The sequence below is a fragment of the Planctomycetia bacterium genome, assembly GCA_034440135.1.
Classification (GTDB): domain Bacteria; phylum Planctomycetota; class Planctomycetia; order Pirellulales; family JALHLM01; genus JALHLM01.
In genome coordinates, this window is the sequence record JAWXBP010000352.1 from 14,946 (window position 1) to 31,867 (window position 16,922).

The 16,922-nt window shown below is 61.3% G+C and carries 15 protein-coding genes and 1 tRNA gene; 10 read left to right on the forward strand and 6 right to left on the reverse strand.

Annotation, left to right across the window (positions count from 1 at the left end; all coding sequences use genetic code 11):
* Window positions 1-35: 35 nt before the first annotated feature.
* Entirely contained in the window at window positions 36-752 is a 717-nt protein-coding gene (locus SGJ19_21060) for a basic secretory protein-like protein (protein ID MDZ4782745.1), read from the reverse strand.
* A 38-nt stretch (window positions 753-790) separates the two neighbouring features.
* Window positions 791-2,884 (reverse strand): amino acid transporter, encoded by a 2,094-nt coding sequence (locus SGJ19_21065; GenBank protein MDZ4782746.1) that lies wholly within the window; start codon window positions 2,882-2,884, stop codon window positions 791-793.
* On the opposite strand from SGJ19_21065, the gene SGJ19_21070 reads away from it, so the two are divergent.
* The 3 genes from SGJ19_21070 to SGJ19_21080 are packed head-to-tail and all read left to right on the forward strand — an operon-like array spanning window position 2,883 to window position 5,791.
* Complete coding sequence (locus tag SGJ19_21070) at window positions 2,883-4,169, forward strand: ATP-grasp domain-containing protein (GenBank protein MDZ4782747.1); 1,287 nt, start codon at window positions 2,883-2,885, stop codon at window positions 4,167-4,169. The two genes, SGJ19_21065 and SGJ19_21070, sit on opposite strands and share 2 nt — an antisense overlap.
* Complete coding sequence (locus tag SGJ19_21075; protein ID MDZ4782748.1) at window positions 4,166-5,176, forward strand: hydantoinase/oxoprolinase family protein; 1,011 nt, start codon at window positions 4,166-4,168, stop codon at window positions 5,174-5,176. Before SGJ19_21070 ends, SGJ19_21075 begins: the two co-directional genes overlap by 4 nt.
* A 12-nt stretch (window positions 5,177-5,188) precedes the next feature.
* Entirely contained in the window at window positions 5,189-5,791 is a 603-nt protein-coding gene (locus SGJ19_21080; protein MDZ4782749.1) for a hypothetical protein, read from the forward strand.
* Between the two features lie 307 nt (window positions 5,792-6,098).
* On the opposite strand, the gene SGJ19_21085 is transcribed toward SGJ19_21080, so the two are convergent.
* Window positions 6,099-7,493, reverse strand: a complete 1,395-nt coding sequence (locus SGJ19_21085; protein MDZ4782750.1) for a DUF1598 domain-containing protein — start codon at window positions 7,491-7,493, stop codon at window positions 6,099-6,101.
* A 501-nt stretch (window positions 7,494-7,994) separates the two neighbouring features.
* Between SGJ19_21085 and SGJ19_21090 the strand changes: the two genes are divergently transcribed.
* The gene (locus SGJ19_21090; GenBank protein MDZ4782751.1) at window positions 7,995-10,028 is read left to right on the forward strand and encodes a sigma 54-interacting transcriptional regulator; all 2,034 of its coding nucleotides are present in this window, start codon (window positions 7,995-7,997) and stop codon (window positions 10,026-10,028) included.
* A 74-nt stretch (window positions 10,029-10,102) separates the two neighbouring features.
* Here the strand turns inward: SGJ19_21090 and SGJ19_21095 are convergent, their stop codons facing one another.
* Window positions 10,103-10,825 (reverse strand): C4-type zinc ribbon domain-containing protein, encoded by a 723-nt coding sequence (locus SGJ19_21095; protein MDZ4782752.1) that lies wholly within the window; start codon window positions 10,823-10,825, stop codon window positions 10,103-10,105.
* 139 nt (window positions 10,826-10,964) lie between these two features.
* Between SGJ19_21095 and SGJ19_21100 the strand changes: the two genes are divergently transcribed.
* Together SGJ19_21100 and SGJ19_21105 are read left to right on the forward strand one after the other, a co-directional pair.
* Window positions 10,965-11,309 carry a DUF433 domain-containing protein gene (locus SGJ19_21100; protein MDZ4782753.1) on the forward strand — a complete coding sequence of 115 codons (345 nt, stop codon included), beginning with the start codon at window positions 10,965-10,967 and terminating at the stop codon, window positions 11,307-11,309.
* Window positions 11,287-11,613: a DUF5615 family PIN-like protein gene (locus SGJ19_21105; GenBank protein MDZ4782754.1), complete on the forward strand. Its 327-nt coding sequence runs from the start codon at window positions 11,287-11,289 to the stop codon at window positions 11,611-11,613. The genes SGJ19_21100 and SGJ19_21105 overlap by 23 nt, the downstream gene beginning before the upstream one ends.
* A 146-nt stretch (window positions 11,614-11,759) precedes the next feature.
* Here the strand turns inward: SGJ19_21105 and SGJ19_21110 are convergent, their stop codons facing one another.
* Window positions 11,760-12,305, reverse strand: a complete 546-nt coding sequence (locus SGJ19_21110) for a hypothetical protein (GenBank protein MDZ4782755.1) — start codon at window positions 12,303-12,305, stop codon at window positions 11,760-11,762.
* A gap of 311 nt (window positions 12,306-12,616) precedes the next feature.
* Here SGJ19_21110 and SGJ19_21115 point away from each other — a divergent pair, with 311 nt between their 5' ends.
* The 3 genes from SGJ19_21115 (at window position 12,617) to SGJ19_21125 (ending at window position 15,977) form a co-directional block, all read left to right on the forward strand.
* Entirely contained in the window at window positions 12,617-13,918 is a 1,302-nt protein-coding gene (locus SGJ19_21115; protein MDZ4782756.1) for a DUF1015 domain-containing protein, read from the forward strand.
* A 362-nt stretch (window positions 13,919-14,280) separates the two neighbouring features.
* Complete coding sequence (locus SGJ19_21120) at window positions 14,281-15,027, forward strand: ParA family protein (protein ID MDZ4782757.1); 747 nt, start codon at window positions 14,281-14,283, stop codon at window positions 15,025-15,027.
* Window positions 15,028-15,047: 20 nt separating this feature from the next.
* The gene (locus SGJ19_21125) at window positions 15,048-15,977 is read left to right on the forward strand and encodes a ParB/RepB/Spo0J family partition protein (GenBank protein ID MDZ4782758.1); all 930 of its coding nucleotides are present in this window, start codon (window positions 15,048-15,050) and stop codon (window positions 15,975-15,977) included.
* A gap of 32 nt (window positions 15,978-16,009) precedes the next feature.
* Here the strand turns inward: SGJ19_21125 and SGJ19_21130 are convergent, their stop codons facing one another.
* Window positions 16,010-16,246 (reverse strand): hypothetical protein, encoded by a 237-nt coding sequence (locus SGJ19_21130; GenBank protein ID MDZ4782759.1) that lies wholly within the window; start codon window positions 16,244-16,246, stop codon window positions 16,010-16,012.
* Between the two features lie 178 nt (window positions 16,247-16,424).
* On the opposite strand from SGJ19_21130, the gene SGJ19_21135 reads away from it, so the two are divergent.
* Window positions 16,425-16,499, forward strand: a tRNA-Pro gene (locus SGJ19_21135).
* Window positions 16,500-16,922: the final 423 nt, after the last annotated feature.

Sequence of the window (16,922 nt, forward strand, 5' to 3'; positions counted from 1 at the left end):
TGGCCCGACGCGCAAGCTAGGGGAGACTAAGTCCACTATTTCGCGTTCAACTCGGCGACGCATTCTTTCCACAAGTCGTCGACTGACTTGCCGGTGAGTTCGGTGAAGTCCTCGACCTTGAACTCCTCGCGCTGCATCTTGCGATGGAGTTGATCGAGGACGCCGGGGTGTTTTTCGTCGAGCCACTGAAAAAACCTCGCGGTCGTGCGATAAGAGTCCGTATAGCTCTGCTCTGCGGTGAGCTTCTCCGGCAGCGACCAGTTGGGCTGTTCCTTGGGCCCGTAAAGCAGCCGCGTGTAGTCGGCTAAGCCTTCTGTGAACCAACCGGGCTCGCCGTTCGGATAGGCCTGCACGATGTGCGTAAGCTCGTGCGCCAACATGCCGATATCGTCCGGATGCTCGTGCAGCCAACGCGCGCTGACGGTCACTTCGTTGCCGCGTGCGTACGCAGGGACGCGCATCCGCGATTCGAACACGATGCGCACTTCGCGCGGTGCGCGCTTGTCGGGGTTTTCCAGCCGCTCCAGGAGCTTGGGATAGCATTCGAAGAAATGCGCCGTAAGCTCGCCGGCGACCGGAATTAGCTTCTCGTCGAGGTCCCCCTCGATGGTCACCGCGAGCCGCGGCTTTGCGTCGTCGCCGTCCTTTGGCGGCACGTCACGGCCGCGCTGATCTTGCGCGGCGGCCAAGGAAACGGCGCACAACAGACCGACCGTCACCCAGATACGAGAGGCGCGGAGCGAAGTAAGCATCGAGGAACTCCACAATGGAAGGCGTTGTCGAGTTTGAATTATCCCACGATAACTCGCGGCCGTCGATTTCCGTCGGGCTGTTCCTGACAGAGTAATTCGCGCACCATCCAAGGTACATTCCCCGCGCCGAAGAGAAAGAAGCTGGCGCTGGCGGCCAGCGGGCTTTCATCCGACCAGCCGAAGTGAATCTCCGGCGGCGTGCCGACCTTGGAAAGCTCCAGCGCGATGGCGGCAATCACATGGGCGATCGACGCACAACGTGTAATACCGATCACGAACCGCCCTTCCTCTTGGCGAATTTCCATCAGCGGGACTTGCAGGAACTCACTGGTGTCGCCGACTTCCGCTTCGATAAACACGATCGGCACTTCCGGCGGCAAGCGATGCCGCTCGCGAATGCTCTCTTCTTTGTTATCGAGCTCGCGCCGGCCGGGCCGATGCGGCACCAATACGGGGAACTCCAGATGCTTGAGACTGTCCCAGAGGAACTTGGTCTCGGCGTCTTTGTACTCGAAGCCGCGGAACCGCAATTCCGTGCTGCGTGAAACGCGCGATACGAACGATGACACGACGATCGCGCCGATAAAGCAACTGGCGATTTTGATGCCGTCCGGGCGTTCCAGCATGTTGGCCGCGGTGGTGTACAGGAAGATGATCGTGATCACCAGGAAGCCCCACGGGACGCGCCGCGCCCAGCCCTGTCGCTCCGAATGGCGATAGCGATCGATCACCGACGCCACGCCGGCGCTCGACATCAGCACGAGCACGCCGGTCGCGTAGGCGCCGCCTTGGGCGATCACGTCCGCGTCGAAGACCCAAGTCACGAACAGATTGATCGCCGTGAACAGAAACACGAGCGGCCGCACCGCGCGGGCCCACTCCGGCGCCATGCCGTAGCGAGGCAGGTATTGTGGCACCAGGTTCAGCAATCCGGCCATGGCGCTCGCCCCGGCGAACCAGAGAATCACCACGGTCATCACGTCGTACAGCGTGCCGAAGCCTTCGCCGAAGAGTGGATTGATGGGCCCAATGCCGGCCTTGCCGCCGCCGTGGGCGAGATACGCTAGCGCGCGATTCGCGGCCTCTCCGCCTTCGCCGACGCCGCCCGGGGCCGGCAGCAATTCCGCCGGCTCGATTAACGTGGCGACGATCCATGACGACCCGATCAGCGCGACGGACATGATCACGGCCGCCGACACCAGCAACTTGCGCGTGTTGCGAATGCGGCCCGTCGGCGCCGCGTGCGTATCGCCTGGTTCGCCTTGTACGAGCGGCATCACGGCCACGCCGGTTTCGAAACCGCTCAAACCGAGCGCCAACTTCGGGAAATATAACAGCGCTGAGGCGATCAGTATCCAGTACCCGCCCGGAGCGAGGATCGGGTCCTCAATGTGCCACCTTCCGTCTGCGATGTCGTTCGACCAGTTCGACAGCAAATCGGGATGCGTCGCCAATTGATACAAACCGCTCGTGATGACGATCACGTTCAATGTCAGATAGATGACTACAATCACGACGGCCATGCCGATCACTTCACGGAACCCGCGCATGAAACTTGCGCCGAGAAACACCAGCAGGCCCATCGTTATGAACACGCGCTGATGATCTTCGGAATAAGCATGCACCCACTCGGGCAACTGATGCCACATAGGATTCTTCAACAAGTGCTCGGCGGCGTCGGCGGCGCTGAGCGTCTTCGTAATGACAAAATCCGTGGCCGCAAAACCGAGCAGCACCAGCACCATCACCTTGCCCGTCCAGCCGCGAACGAGCCGTTCCAGCATGGCGATGGAGCCTTGCCCGTGCGGCGAACACTTTGCGACGTGCGAGTACACCGGCAGCGCGCCGAACAACGTGACGAGCACGAGCACGATCGTCGCCAACGGCGCCAGAATGCCCGCGGCCTCGAACGCGATCGACGGTTGATAGCCGAGCGTGCTGAAATAGTCGACGCCCGTCAGGCACATCACCCAGAGCCAGAACGTCTGATGGTGTTGATGCGTTTCGTGCGGCGCCGTCGACGGCGCGCCGCCGCTTGACGCGTGGCCGTCGTGAGTTGCAGGAAGGGGAGCGGACTCCGTACCGGTTTCAGCGCTCGCGGCGCCCGGAACGGACGAGGAATCAGAGTTCATGGATGTGGCGGTGGAAAGCGGAGTTCAGCATGACGGCCGCAATCTCTGGACGACGTCCGATGCTCTGCGCACCACCGCTTTGCTTGCGCTGTTCGGAACCCGTGAACGTCCAGCCGTGGGCGGTCTGCATAAGCCGAGCATCATATCTCAAGCCGTAAGCCGCGTCGAATGCCCCGGGCTTACCAAGCTGGCCGCCTGGATGTATCCTGCTGTGGGCCAACAAGTTGCGCAACACGAGGCGGGATTGAGAGTTTTCTTCTACGAGTTCGTCACGGGCGGCGGATTCCTGGATCAACCGTTCGACGCCATTCCCAAATCCCTGGCGGACGAGGGACTGGCCATGCGCCGCGCCGTCGAGGAAGACATCGCGCTGTTACCCGGCGTGTCGCTCTTATCGGTGAACGAACGGCGTTTTCCACCGACTGAAATTCACGGCGCGAGTGTTGCGAGTATCGCATCCTCAGCTCGACATGACGGCGAATTTGATCGCCTCGCCAGTTCGGCTGATTGGACGCTGCTTATCGCGCCGGAGTTCGACGGGAAGCTGGAACGACTCGCTCGACGCGTCGTCGCCTGTGGCGGGAAGCTACTTGGGCCTGCGGCTGACTTGATTGCCCTCGCGGCCGATAAGCACCGGATGGCGGAGCACCTCATTCAACACCAGGCGCCAACGCCGCAAGGACGCCGTATCGCGCGCGACGAACCGTTGCCGCGCGATGTCCGATATCCGTGCGTACTGAAACCCGTCGACGGCGCAGGCTCGCTCGGCGTGGAACTCATTGAGGACCCGGAACAGGTTGACGCGCGAAGTCAATTTGCCTTTTCAAGCTGGCGTCTCGAAGAGCATTGCCCCGGCCTGGCCGCCAGTATCGCGGTCCTGTGTGGCAAGGGGGAACCATTTTCACTGCCTGGCTGCGTGCAACTGATTTCTTCGGACGGACAATTCCAATATCTCGGCGGCGGCGCTCCGTTACCCCCACCGCTGCAAGTGCGCGCCCATCGACTGGCGCTCGCGGCCGTTGCTGCCCTCGACGATGTCGTCGGCTACATTGGCATCGACCTGGTCCTCGGCGGCGATCCGGAAGGCGGCGAGGATTTCGTGATTGAAGTCAATCCGCGGATCACGACTTCCTACGTTGGGTTGCGTGCAATTTGTCGTGGAAATCTCATCCGAGCGATGCTCGACGTCGCTCAAGGCCGCGCGCCGCAGTTGGAATTCGACGATTCCGCGATTCGGTTTTCGCCGGATGGCGAGGTGCAGTACTTAGCAAAGGCTTGCCAATGACCGTTCTAGGCATCGATGTCGGAGGCGCAGCGTTGAAGGCGTCCGATGGTGCGCAGTATTCACGCTCCATGCCGTTTGAGCTTTGGAAACGCCCCCAAGACCTGACGGCGGCGCTGACGGAATTGACCGCCGCCGCGCCGGCTGTGGGCCGCGTGTTCGCGACCATGACGGGCGAGCTCGCCGATTGTTTTTCCACGAAGGCGGAAGGCGTGGCGCACATTTGCGCGGCGTTGGAGCAAGCATTTCCGGAACCAACGCTGCAAATCTATCGCACCGACGGGACGATTGTTTCCACCGAGGAGGCTTGCGACAAACCGCTGGCTGCAGCGGCCTCGAATTGGCACGTTTTGGCGCGGTTTGCCGGTCGCTATGCGGCCCAGGGCGCGGGGCTGCTGATCGATATCGGTTCCACGACCACCGACGTCGTGCCGCTACGGGACGGCATTCCCTGTCCGAGCGGTTGGACCGATTCGGAACGAATGATGTGCGGCGAACTGGTGTATACCGGCGTCGAACGCAGCCCGGTTTGCGCGATCGCCGGCGCAGTTCCCTATCGTGGCGGGCAATGCCCGACCGCGCAGGAGTTCTTCGCTACGGCCGGTGACGCGTATCGAATTCTGGGCGACTTGCCGGAAGACTCTGAATGTATCGCCACGGCTGACGGCCGCCCTGCGACCAAGACATTCGCGCGCGATCGGCTGGCACGCAGCATCTGCTCGGATCGCACGCTGTTCGACGACGACGATGCGCTCGCGGCCGCGAAAGCCATCGCCATCGCGCAGCAAGCGAAGATCGGCGTCGCGCTGCACGGATTGATCCGTCGCCTGGGCTCGCCGCCGAAAGCGATCGTGATTTCCGGGCAAGGGGAATTCCTGGCCCGCGCCGTGGTGCAAAAACTGCGTAGCGACGCCTCGGTCGTGTCACTCCACGAACAACTCGGCCCCGCGGCGTCGCGCGTTGCGCCGGCGTTTGCACTGGCCATTTTGGCCCGTGAATTGAACTGGTAGAAGGCGCCGCCCGTGTCGAAATATGTGCGCGTGATCAAGCTCGGTGGTAGCCTGCTCGACTGGCCCGGCCTGCGCGATGCATTGCACACTTGGCGCGCGAAGCAAGCGACGGCCGTCGACGTGTTGGTCGTCGGCGGCGGCCACGCGGCGGATTGGATACGCGATGCGGATCGCGTTCATGGCCTGGGCAATGACGCGGCGCACCGGCTCGCGATTCAGGCGATGCAGCTCAACGCGCAATTGGCAGAGACGCTGTGGCCCGACGCTCTCAGTCTAACGCGGCTCGACGCGGTGCGTGATCGAACGCTATTGCCAGGGCTTTTGGCGTTACAAGCCTGGCCAGCGCTCTCGGACGCGGAACAATCGCGGTTCGGCCAACCGTTGCCGCACTCCTGGAACGTCACCAGTGACAGCATCGCCGCTTGGGTGTCCGGCGCCGTCAACGCAGATGAATTGGTGCTGTTAAAATCTTCGCTGCCGCCGCACGAAACGATCGCCCAATGCGCCGTGGCAGAATACATCGACCGCTACTTTCCTGCCCTGGCTGTTGCCATTCCGCTCATCCGCGCTGTCGACCTGCGTTCGCCCGACTACGACGAACAAATGCTTCGCTGACAGACGCACTTCGGAGCACTCATCTGGCGGCCCGTCTCGTACGTCAGGCATCCACGTCGAAGCCAAGACACGTCGCGCCGGGTTGACTTCAATCTACATCCCAAATCCCTGCCAGCAAATTGCCTGACAGGTCGACGCGTTTTCCCGTCAGGCAATTTACTGGCATCGACTAGGGATGTTGCCGCAGCCGATTGTTGGGCAGGGTATTTCGCCTTCGAGCGGGGTGCCTGACCGACAGCTTTGCGCAATAAAAAGGCCGCGGGAGAAACATCCCGCGGCCAGGTGGATCATATGCTCAATGCTGAAATCAGTCCCACCACCAGTTGTTTTGACGGGCCTTGGCGGCGTCATCGCGGGCTGGGGCCATTTCTTCGCTGACCTTGTTCTCGTTGGCGATGAGCCAGGAATTGATCTGCACTCCGCCCGAAGCGCTGATGACGAAATTGCCGCCCTTTTTGACGAAGTTGGCTTGCGTCGGCACTTGCTTCGGGGCGTTCAATTGCGGCACTCGCACGGCGTTCGTGTCGAGTAGCACGTCCAGCGAGCAGTTCGATTTTTCGGCCAATTGCTCCTTGGAGATCAACGCGGCGGCCACGGCCATGTCCATCACGTTCCGCAGTTCGGCGAAGATGGGATCGGCGACCGAAAGTTTGTCGTAGGCTTTGGTCATATTGTCCGACCACTTTTGCGCCATGGCGCTGGCCTTGCCGGTGTGCGTGCGCGAGCCGTCGGCGGCGAAGAAATCGTCCTCGGTCATGGCCTTCACGCCGGCGCCGCGCAGTTCCCACGCCAGGCCGTCGTTGTCCTTCAAGAGCGGATCGTAGTTTGGCGCCAGCCACCAGCGCGGCGTCATGTTTTGCACGCCGCGGCTGCCGGCCTTGATCATTTGCAGGTAGTTCGGCAGTCCCTGCACAGGCGACGCTTCAAAGCCCATCGCCAGCCGCTTCATGCGATAGTCCGCGGCCACCAAAATGTGCGCGAAGGGGGTCGTCGGATCGATGCCGTTCACGCTCACGACTTGCGGGCCCAAACTCTCTTCGATACCGGCGACCGATGCGTTGATGTCCGCGCCGGCCGAGATGCCTGCGACAAATTGCTGCAGATTCCGCATTCCGTCTGCGGTCGGGTCGATCGAGCAACTCAGCCCGCCATTTGCTGCCGAACGCCCGGTGCGCATCGCCACGGCGAAGTCTTCCAACCGCATCACGGCCTTGCCCGTCGTTTCACCGACGATGTAGCCGGCGTCGTCGATCTTCCAACCTTCGGCCGGACCGGCGATCACGATGTCTTGTTGGTCCGGATAGACAAATACGTACTGAATGCGTTGTAAACCGGCCAGCAGTTGCAAGTCATCCGACAGCGGCGCGTCCGGCGATTTGGTGCGCTGAGCCGCAATCGCTGCTTGCAATCCTCGCAACGACACCTTGCGCAGCTTGCTGAACGGCTTCATGTCGTCTGACACGCCTTGCATCGCCTTTTCGCGAGCATCGTGCAAGCCGGTGAGTTGATCAACTTCGGCGTTGTTGAGCACGCCGTTGACGTCGATCGACACGCCACCGACAGCGCCGGTGCTGACGATGCCAATGCCGCCGCCGTTATTGTTGCCGCCACCGCCACCTTGTGCGCCGGCGTCTTGCGCCCACAGCATCAACAGTGTGAGCGCTGCTACAAATCGAATCGAACGACCGAAATAGGCGGTCATGATGGGCCAATCTCCTCTTTCCGTTGGATGCAACGCCAGCCCGTGAACTTGGACGCGGCCCTGGAATGGTTCGTTCCCGGCGCGCTAAATGGTTTTGCGGTGAAACTTTATCCTAGTCAGGACCTCGCGGACTTGCAACAAAAACGAAAGCCCAGGGAAGGCCCAAAACAGCCTATCCGTCGGCACAAATCAACGGAGGCCTTCCCTGGGTGGACAGCACTCGCTCCGCCACCCAGGGAAGGCCTCCACTGCTTTTTCGCAAATAGCGGCGTCGATTGCGGCCTTCCCTGGGCTTTTCTGGCGGATTCCCTCGCTACGACCGGATCGAACCGAAGTGCTGTTCCTGAATCCACTTGCGAACGCCCCCTCGGTCACGGATAATTGAAGTTGACTGTCGATTCGTAGCACTTGTAGGCTTGTCTTCCGGCTCCGGGCGGCGCGTTCCGCACCTCTGCGCGTCGCGTCGCCGCGTGTTTGTTGTTCGCTGCCCGCTGAATCAATATGCTGGTGTATCTGGTCATTCGCGAAGGGTCCAAGTGGACCGACGTGTTCCGGTTGATCCCGGGGCAGACGGTGACGTTGGGGCGCGCGCCGACGAATCAGATCATCCTCAAGGACGAACGCTGCAGCCGCTGCCACGCCGAGGTCTTCCAATCCGAGGACAACTGGATCCTCCGCGACCTGGATAGCCGCAATGGCACGTCCGTCGGCGAGGAAGTCATTCGCGGCGACCGCATCCTCAAGCCAGGCGATATCGTGCGGATCGGCCGCACGCAAATCGCGTTTGTCAACGATCTGGGCCAGGCCTTCAAGGACCCGTCGGGCGTGTTCCGTATGCGGGACCCCAAGGCCGCCGACGCCCAAGCGACGCTGGAAACCGTCGGTCATCAAGACAACGCCAGCGTGCTCTCCGCACATGAGCCGCACACGATCACTCATCGCCGCGAGCGCACGCGGTTTCTGGAGCCGGTCGAAAACGACGAAGGCGCTTCCCGCGTCGGCAAGGCGGCGGCCAAGCTTTGCCGATTGGCGTTCGAGCTCGCCAAATGCCCGGACTCCGTCTCGTTAGCGAACGAGGCGCTCTCGGGCTTATTCGAAAGCACGCAGGTCGATACCGGCGCGGTGATGCTGTTGCGGCGCAGCTTTGAAGGAGAAATCGCCGAAGGAGACCTCGAATTAGTCGCCTCGCGATCGCAAACCGAGCGGCCGTACTACCGCATTTCGAAGTTCCTGGCCAACACGGTGATCCGCGAAGGCGAAGCGGTCCTGGCTCGCAACGTGATGGGCGACAGCAACATTGCGAGCCGCGACAGCAAAGGCGAAATCCACGCCACGAGCGTGATCTGCGCGCCGATTCGCCGCGGCAAGAAAGTGCTGGGGCTGATCCACCTGTATTCCACCGACGCCAAAAAGGTTCCCGATCCCGACGACCTGGAATTCACGCTGGCCGTGGCGGAAACGGTGGCCGTCGCGCTGCACAACCTGAGCCGCCGCCAGGAGCTCGCGGAGAATCTCAATCAGATTCGCGACGAGAACGTCCAGCTTCGCGAACGGCTTGGCGTGCAAAGCGAAATCATCGGGCGCAGCGTGTTGATGTGTCGCATTAACGAAGAAATCGCCCGCGCCGCACCCACCAAGGCCACGGTGCTGATCCGGGGCGAAAGCGGCGTCGGCAAAGAGCTGGTCGCCCGCGCGGTACATTTCTCCAGCCCGCGCAAGAAGGGCGTATTCGTCTGCGTGAACTGCGCGGCACTGAGCGAAAGCTTGCTGGAAAGCGAGCTGTTCGGCCACGAACGCGGCGCGTTCACGGGCGCCACGGAGCGCAAGATCGGCAAGTTCGAGGCCGCGCACCAGGGGACCATCATGCTCGACGAAGTCGGCGAGATGAGTCCCCAGACGCAGGCCAAGTTCCTCCGCGTGCTGGAAGGGCATCCCTTCGAGCGCGTCGGCGGCAGCGAGCCGGTGAAGGTGGACGTCCGCGTCATCGCGGCCACGAATCGCGACTTGGAAAACGACGTCGGCGATGGCCGTTTTCGCCGCGACTTGTTTTTCCGCCTCCGCGTACTGGAAGTCTTCGTTCCGGCGTTGCGCAAGCGCCCCGAGGACATCCCGGAATTGGCCTACTTCTTCCTGCAGAAGTTCAACGCCGAAACGGGCCGCAAGCTGCTCGGATTCACGCCCCGGGCGATGGACCAGATGATGGAATATCGCTGGCCCGGCAACGTGCGCGAGTTGAAGAACGTCGTCGAACGGGCGGTGGTGCTGTCCCAGGGTCAATCGATCGACATCGACAACCTGATGCTGTCAAAGCTGTCCACCGCCGGCGACACGAACGATCAACCGTTGGCGATGCCGACGAGCTTCGAACCGCTATCGTTGGCGGACATGGAACGGCGCCACATCCTGGCCACGCTCAACGCCACCAATTGGAACAAGAGCCAAACGTCGAACATCCTGGGCATCGAACGCTCCACGCTCGATCGGAAGATCCGCCGGTATGAATTGGTTGAGGAGCAACCGCGGCGGGTGATTTAGGAAGTGAAGTTTGATGAGTGACGTCAGTCTCATCACTCATCACTCATCACTCATCACTCATCACTCATCACTCATCACTTCCCCCCCACCCTCGTGTCTTCCGGCAAGTACAGTAGCCGGCCGCAGGAGGTGCAGACGACGACGCGCAGCAGTCGCAGTTCGTTGATGCGTTGCGGCGTGATGTGTTGATTGCAGCCACTGCAGGTTTCGCCGTCGACCGTGGCCATGGCATCGGAGCCTTTGACGTTAGCGACGCGTTGATAGGCCACGCGGAAATCGTCGGGCAATTTGGATTCCGCCGCGGCGAGCTCCGCCTCGAGCCGCACGACGTCCGCCTGGACCGACGTTTGTTGGTTCTCCACCACGAGCCGCGTCTTGATCAGTTCTTCTTTCGCCTGCGTGACGTGTTGCTGCGCCTCGACGACGAGCTTTTGCATTTCCTCGATCTTGTCGAGTCCCTCGATGATCTCATCGGCCAGCACGCTGTTGGCCATTTCATCGGCCGCGATCTGGTCCTTCAGCGCCTGGTATTCGCGATTCGTCTTGCAACCGTTGAGCTTGACCTGCAATTCGCCGATCTTGGCCTCGCCCGATTTGAGCGACAACTGCTTCTGATCGGCCGCCACACGGGTCGCCTTCGAATCGGCCTGCGCCTTGACGAGCGTTTCCTCGAACCGCTTCACCGCCCCTTCCCGGGCTAGCAACTGCTTGGGGAATCGCACGAGCCGCTCGCGCAGGTCGCCCAGCTGGGTATGAATGCGATGCAACTCGCGCAACGCTTCCGCGGTGATAGACATGGTGTTCTCGTCGCAATGAAACCCGCCGCCGGGCCTAGTGTGCCTAACCCGTCTTTATAGCGAGTTGGCGGGCTGTTCGCGACTGGTGGGCGCGATGGAACCTACGGGCTTTCACCGCGGATTGTGGTAGAATGGAAGCATGAGCACGGCGCCCTTAGAAGCCATGATCGAGCAGCGCACCAATCGCAGTGGCCAGTCGCGAAGTTTTCTGGCCGCGACGCGCGTCCGGGTGCTCGACATTTACGCCCTGGCCGAGCTCCAGGGGCAAACCGCCGACCAAATCGTCGAGGCGTTGCCCCACCTCTCTTTGACCCAAGTCCATGCGGCGCTGGCATACTGCTTTGCCCATCGCGACGAAATCGTGCGTCAATTTCGAGAGGAAGAGGACCTTGCTGACGAGTTTCGCAAGTTGACAGGGCCGGGTCCGCTGGCGACCAAACTCGCGAGTAAGGAAACTCGGCGTGATTCGCTTTCACCTTGTTGAGTCGGCCGATGGGCGCTTAGGTAGAGCCCTACGGCGGCGGGGCTTCGATATCACCGTTCCGGTCGAAGTCGGATTGCTCGAAGCCAATGATAAAGAGCACCTGGCGTTTGCTCCTCGCGAGGGACGCGTCGTCATCACACAGGACGACGATTTTCTGAAACTTCATCACACCGGCACTAAGCACGCCGGCATTGCCTACTACAAGCCCGGTCGCCACACCGTAGCTGAACTCGTCAGCTTCGTCTGCCTCCTACACGACTGCCTGGAGCCCGCGGAAATGGAGGGCCAGATCCAGTACCTTTAATGGCATTGGCCGGCACAAGCGGTAGGCCGGACTCCATGTTGTGGCACGGTCTCCCGACCGTGCCGCTGGGCCGACCGAAGGTCTCCAGATTCGGCGAACGCACCGTGGCACAGTCGGGAGATCGTGCCACAACCGGTTGAAATCCCTCACTGGAAAACCGCGAGTAGCAGGCGGATCAGGAGCACGGCCGCCATCGCGCCGACGAGGCCCGCGTAAAACGCCTGGTTCCAAATCGTGCCGATGGCTGCCCCGATCGCCGCTCCGACGGCAATGACTTTGCAAAGCAGCAATTCGAAATTGAGCCCGACTGGGATAGTTGGCAGTACGCAGGCGAGCAGGAGATAGGCCGCCACGCGGACCCAGGCATGGCGCCAAGGCCGCATTTCTTTCAGGCAGATTATCGTGCGCCGGTAAAGCGGAAGCCTGATCGCCGTGGCCGCTTGATGAACGCACGCCGGACAAGTCGTGTTGATATCGAACATTGCGCCACGCCGGTACGCAATAAGCCACCCCTCGTCGCGCAACGCCTTGCCGAGAGCTTCGGCCCATCCCTCTGTTGGATATTGGACGGAGAGCGGCGTCGGACGTTGATCATCGCGAATCGCGGTTTTGCACGATTGGCACAGAACGCCAACCATCAAGAAGGCTGCGTCCTCATAGGCAGTCCAGACTTTGGTCGGCTTTGCGTTCATCACGAATACTCTGCTTGCTGGCGTGCCTTTGTAAATGCACGACTGGAAGTTCGTGACGTATCAGTGCCTATTTCGTCCGAATGTTGTCGCGTTTTCGCCATTTCGCGTTTTCGCGATCCCCAGTGATTTGTTGCTGGCGAATCGCGAAAGCGCGAAATGGCGAAAACGCGAAAGTGACAGGAGAGCAGGTTCGACTGTCGCTGGCCATCTTCCAGCCCTCGCCGCCCTGCGCCGTTTGACAACTGAATTCGCTTGTCCGATAACGGCACTTCATTTGCGAATTCCAGGACCGTGAAAGCAGGCGAGAGAATATGCCGGAGATTCAGGCCTTTCGGGGGGTGCGTTACGACTTAGGGCATGTCGGCTCGTTGAGCGATGTGATCGCGCCCCCCTATGATGTGATCGACGCCGCGCTGCAGGACCGGTTGTACAAGCAGCATCCGGCCAATGTGATCCGGCTGATCCTCAATCGCGAGGAGCCGGGCGATAACGACTCGCAAAATCGTTACAGCCGCGCTGCCCGGTTTCTAAAGAACTGGCGTGGCGAAGGGGTGCTGTTCACCGAGTCCGATCCGGCCGTCTATGTCTATCACCAGAAGTTCGATTACGGCGGGCAGACCTTCACCCGTCGCGGCTTCATGGCCCGCATCCGGCTCCAGCGTTTCGGACAGGGGAACATCTTCCCGCACGAGGAAACCATGTCCGGCCCTAAGCTGGACCGGCTGCTGCTGACCCGGGCCTGCAAGGCGAACCTGAGCCAGATCTTCGGCCTGTACCCCGACTCGGAAAGCGAAGCTCAAAACCTGCTCGAACAAGCGATCGTCGGCAAGGCGCCGCTTTCGGCGACCGACCACTTGGGCGTCGAACACCATCTTTGGCCGGTCTACGACGAGAAGGTCATCACCGCTTTGAATGCGGCTGTCGGCCCGAAGCCGACCTTCATCGCCGACGGCCACCACCGCTATGAGACCGCCTGCAACTACCGCGAAGAGCTGAGCGCCGGCGGCGAGCTGCCGTCGAATCACCCCGCGAACTTCGTGTTGATGATGTGCGTCGGGATGAGCGACCCTGGCATGATCGTGCTGCCGACGCACCGGCTGTTCCGCGGTTTGCCGAGCATGTCGTCGGCGGACCTGATCGCCAAGCTCGGCGACGCCTTCGCCTGCCGTGTGGCCGGCGAAGGGTGCGACCTGGCCCAAAGTGTTTGGGATTCCATCGAAAGCGAAGGCGAACAGGGAACGATCGGCCTGTTCACCCAACAAGACGAGCGCTGGGTCGTGGCGAAGATCACGCCGGCCGGCGAGGCCAAAATGGCCGAAATCGCCGCTGACCACAGCGAGGACTGGCAAGGCCTGGGCGTCGCTATCCTGCACCGGCTGCTGATCGAAAACCTGCTGGACGGGAAGGATCTGCCGAAGCCGCACTACGTCCATCTGGTCGACGAAGTCGTCTCCAGCCTTGAATCCGGTGAGTTCCCCCTCGCCGCCCTGGTCATGCCCGCGACAGTCGACCACGTCCGAACCATCAGCGAACACGCCGAACGCATGCCCGCCAAAAGCACGTACTTCTACCCGAAACTCCTCAGCGGCCTGGTCATCAACCCGCTGGAATAGCGTCGCGTTTCACGTGGAACCGCGAAAAACGCGAAAGGGCGCGAAAAGGAGGACGGAAGAGAAGTCCACGGTACACACGGAATTACGCGGAAAAGGAATTCGGGCAGGTTTCCCGAACACTGAATTCTGTCGTCAGGGCGCTGTGCGAGTTCGCGTCTGCCGTCCGTTCGTCGGTCCCCTTTCCGTGTCCTTCCGCGTATTCCGTGGACAAATCCTTGCCATCCTCCCTTTCGCGCCATTTCGCGTTTTTCGCGGTTCCACGTGAAACGTCCCGCTGCACGCCCAATCTGACATTCCGCGGGTTTGGCGGCTGACTTAGAATTGCCGCCGTCGAATCAATCCCGGGCAAGGGAGTGCCCCAGGTGGCGCGGGTGTTGTGCGTGGCGAATCAGAAAGGCGGCGTCGGGAAGACGACGACCGCCATTAACCTGGCCGTCGGCCTGGCCAAGAGCGGCGCGCACACACTGCTGGTTGATCTCGATCCGCAGTGCAACGCCACGAGCGGATTGGGCGCCAAGCCGCTCAATCGCCACCCCCTCGTCCGCAATACGCCGCTGGTCGAGGCCATCGTCCCGACCGCAACTCCTGGCCTTGAGTTGCTCGCCGGCTGCCGGAACTTCGAGGATATCGAGGCCCTGGCCCATGGCGACCCGGCCCACGCCACGCAGCTACGCCAACAATTGGTGAACGGCGCCGCGGGCTACGACTATGTCCTGCTGGACTGTCCGCCGTCGCTGGGGAAGCTGACGCGGACGGCCTTGGCGGCCTCGACTGAGGTGATTATGCCGATCCAATGCGAGTACTACGCCATGGAGGGGCTCGCGCAGATGATCCAGGTGGTCCGCGACGTCATCCAGGCCTACCCCAATCGGCTGGCCTTTGGCGGCATTATCCTCACCATGTACGATCACACGCTGGAACTGACGCGTGAAGTGGATGAAGAGGTTCGGGAGTTTTTCGGGGAAATCGTGTTCGAAACGGTAATTCCGCGGGATCCGTGGGTCTGCGAGGCCCCGAGCCACGGGAAGTCGGTCCTCGACCACGCCCCCCGCTCGCGAGGGGCACGCGCCTACGCGGAACTATGTCGAGAGTTGCTCGAGCAAAACTGAACTCAAGGAGGGATTGCGATATGGCCAAGGAACGACGACTGGGACGCGGCCTGGAAGCTCTGCTGGCGCTGCCCAACGAGGACGGAGGCGACATGCAAATCGCCACGGCGCCGCTGGAATCCGCGCGGGTCAGCGTGTTCGAGATCGACCCGAATCCCTACCAACCCCGGCAGGATTTCGACCAGGCCGAGATTGACTCGCTGGCCGAGAGTATTCGCGAGCATGGGCTGATTCAGCCCATCGTCGTGCGCCGACTTGGTGAGCGTTATCAACTCGTGGCCGGCGATCGCCGCTTGCGCGCGTCGATCAAGGCCGGATTGTCCGACGTCCCGGTGCATCTCCTGGAACTCGACGACCGGCGCCTGGCAGAGCTGGCGATCGTCGAGAACTTGCAGCGCAAAGATCTCAACGCCATCGAAAAGGCGGCGTCGTTTCAGAGCTATCTGAAAAAGTTCGGCTGCACGCAGGAAGACCTGGCCGGCCGCTTGCAGCTCGATCGCTCGACTGTGGCGAACCTGATTCGCTTGCTCGAACTTCCTGACGAGGTGCAACAAGCCGTGCGCCGCGGCGAGGTCACGCCCGGCCACGCGCGGGCGCTCTTGCCACTGGAAGAGCGCGAGCAAATCAACTTCTGCCGTCGCATTCAGGCCGAACAACTGAGCGTGCGCAGCGTCGAAAGCCTGGTGAATACGGCGATCCATGAGGCGAACGAAGGAGACGCGACGGCATCTCCCAAAGCGACCGCCGCGGCGAAACGCACGCGAACCCGAACGCCGCATCGGGCGTCGTTAGAACAGGAGCTACGCAGCGCGCTCGGCGCCAAAGTGGACATCATCTCCAACGCCCGAGGTCGCGGCCGGATCGTCATTCACTTCGGCGGGCACGAAGAGTTCGAGCGGCTGTTCGCGCAGCTGCGCGGCGGCGAGGGGACGCAGCGGCAGGCGGGGTAACGGAATCACTGCGACTGCGGACCGATGCGATGCTATCGACGTCGTGGACGCTTCATTTCTTCGTCGTGATAGGTGAGCTTCGTGACCAACAGTAAATCGAAGATGGAAGTCTCATCCCCTTCCGTATTGACAAAGGCTGTCCGTCCACCTTGCGTCACCAGCATCAATTCCGGGTGTTTGACAGGAATCGACGTGCCGTCCGCCAAATGAACTAGGAACGGGCGAAACGGCCTAGCTTGATGCAAGGCTTTTAGCTGTTGAGTGGTCATAACGTCATTATATCCCCAGCCAGAAAATGATCGAATCAGCGACTGGAACAGTGACAAAAATTAGCGACGAGACAGTAAGTATACATTTATACACTCACCCCAATTGAATCGCAAGCCGCGATGCGGTAGTATTGTTGGCTCGGGCTTTCCGCCGCGGTAGGAAGGCGCCGATCGACCTCGGGGCGTAGCGCAGCCTGGCTAGCGCACCTGCTTTGGGAGCAGGGGGTCGGAGGTTCGAATCCTCTCGCCCCGACTCAACAAAAACGAGAAGCCCTTCGATCAATCGGTCGGAGGGTTTTTTTGCGTTAATTCCCGGACATTTTCGGTTTTCGGACCGAGTTCAGACCGAATCGCCTTGGGGTAGGGTGTTTTTCTCGGAGATGCTGCAACCCTATACGGTGGTTGCTATTCCAACGGTTCAAACGGGTAGCTGGCAAAGATTATCGGGCCAGATACAATTGAACGGATTGAAGTCCGAGTAACCTGCTCTTCGTGTCGCGCTCAGCAGAACAAGCCGCGACCGCGTGATGAAAGTGACGCGTGCCGCATGAGATCAAAGTCCTTCCTGATCCTTTCAATCGCTATCGGAAGTTCACTGGGCTGGTTAGTTGCGAGCGACCGGCTTGGCTCGCTGCGACAAGTCAGTGGCGCACCACCGGCAGCGACGACCGCCAGC

Bases quoted from the DNA above. Each gene is read 5' to 3' on its own strand.
- SGJ19_21085 (MDZ4782750.1), bottom strand. From the start codon at position 7,493: ATGACCGCCTATTTCGGTCGTTCGATTCGATTTGTAGCAGCGCTCACA.
- SGJ19_21065 (MDZ4782746.1), bottom strand. From the start codon at position 2,884: ATGAACTCTGATTCCTCGTCCGTTCCGGGCGCCGCGAGCGCTGAAACC.
- SGJ19_21130 (MDZ4782759.1), bottom strand. From the start codon at position 16,246: ATGACCACTCAACAGCTAAAAGCCTTGCATCAAGCTAGGCCGTTTCGC.
- SGJ19_21100 (MDZ4782753.1), top strand. From the start codon at position 10,965: ATGAGCACGGCGCCCTTAGAAGCCATGATCGAGCAGCGCACCAATCGC.
- SGJ19_21095 (MDZ4782752.1), bottom strand. From the start codon at position 10,825: ATGTCTATCACCGCGGAAGCGTTGCGCGAGTTGCATCGCATTCATACC.
- SGJ19_21060 (MDZ4782745.1), bottom strand. From the start codon at position 752: ATGCTTACTTCGCTCCGCGCCTCTCGTATCTGGGTGACGGTCGGTCTG.
- SGJ19_21090 (MDZ4782751.1), top strand. From the start codon at position 7,995: ATGCTGGTGTATCTGGTCATTCGCGAAGGGTCCAAGTGGACCGACGTG.
- SGJ19_21070 (MDZ4782747.1), top strand. From the start codon at position 2,883: ATGGATGTGGCGGTGGAAAGCGGAGTTCAGCATGACGGCCGCAATCTC.
- SGJ19_21115 (MDZ4782756.1), top strand. From the start codon at position 12,617: ATGCCGGAGATTCAGGCCTTTCGGGGGGTGCGTTACGACTTAGGGCAT.
- SGJ19_21110 (MDZ4782755.1), bottom strand. From the start codon at position 12,305: ATGAACGCAAAGCCGACCAAAGTCTGGACTGCCTATGAGGACGCAGCC.
- SGJ19_21125 (MDZ4782758.1), top strand. From the start codon at position 15,048: ATGGCCAAGGAACGACGACTGGGACGCGGCCTGGAAGCTCTGCTGGCG.
- SGJ19_21075 (MDZ4782748.1), top strand. From the start codon at position 4,166: ATGACCGTTCTAGGCATCGATGTCGGAGGCGCAGCGTTGAAGGCGTCC.